Annotated in this window: 1 protein-coding gene and 1 pseudogene; one reads left to right on the top strand and one right to left on the bottom strand. The window is 60.2% G+C overall.

Annotation, left to right across the window (positions count from 1 at the left end; all coding sequences use genetic code 11):
* Positions 1–217 (bottom strand): annotated as a pseudogene (locus AC0B9F_RS38515) (sulfite oxidase-like oxidoreductase); the annotation flags it as partial.
* A 564-nt stretch (positions 218–781) separates the two neighbouring features.
* Between AC0B9F_RS38515 and AC0B9F_RS38510 the strand changes: the two are divergent.
* Positions 782–1065, top strand: a 284-nt coding sequence (locus AC0B9F_RS38510) for a DUF4331 family protein (protein WP_472010509.1), incomplete at its 3' end; no start/stop codon positions are given.

The raw sequence follows: 1065 nt of genomic DNA, 5'->3' as shown, positions 1-1065 counted from the left end.
AATCTTCGCTGGGCGCGCGCATGAGGTCCGGCCAGTTCCAGCGGGTCACCGAACCTTCGAGATCGGTAATATTCAACGCCCACGTAGATCGATCGACCTGAGGTGTCGGCCCTGTAGACAACACCGGGAAGTCGTGCGTCTCGTGTTGCCCCGGCGGGAGGCGCCCGCCGCCACCGTTGCTGTGCCCGGCGCCGAACCCCCTGCTGATCACGCTCATATCCGCTCCTCGGATCTCGTTTGCTTGGTGGATCGTGGGAGAACCTCTCCGAGCTGGTCGAGCAACTCTCAGAGGAAACCTCGTACAGACCACATGACGAAACGTGACTCAATCTGCGTAACCTCCTCCCGCAAGGCGCGACCATATTCGATTGTGGAGAGTCGAAGATTACTGCACTTTGGACCCCTGAGTCCATTCCTTGAGGGTCGCGTTGGGGGTGGCCACCGGCAATCTGAGGGAGGACCGCTCGAAATTGCATCCGCGAGAGCGTCTTACGTCGTTGCCGGCCACGTCTACGGTTTCTGGGAATGCTGCCGTTGCTTCGGGTGCCTGGACGGTGATGGTCCGTGCGGTGTAGGTATCATCACTGATCAATCCTCAGAGCTATCCACGACAGCCCGCCATCCCCATTGTACCGGTTGGTACGCAGCTGGGCTCGCTTTTTACCCGATTCGCTGCATCCGGCTCCTGTTACCGCAAGCTGCCGCTGTTGATCGACTCGTCCATTTGAAACCGCTGGCTACATGCCACGACTACGTAACGCCCGGCAAGGAGGCCCTCCCTATGTCCCACCACTTCGACACCCCCACTGCCCGAGAAGACCCCCGCCTCGACCTGTGTGACTTCTACCTTTTCGCCGGCACCGAGGACACGACGGTGATGGCGATGACCATCAATCCCACTGCCGACGCGGACACGGTCGCACCGTTTCGAGACGAAGCTCTCTATGTCTTCCGAATCGACACCGATGGCGATCGACGCGAGGACGTCGCGATCAAATTTCGCGCCGGCGAAGTCGTCCACGTCTCCACCGATAAGGGTGAGGCTCACGCACAGCGCATCGAAGT

The organism is Streptomyces sp. NPDC097129 (genome assembly GCF_055668065.1).
This window is presented reverse-complemented; position numbering and strand designations above follow the sequence as displayed.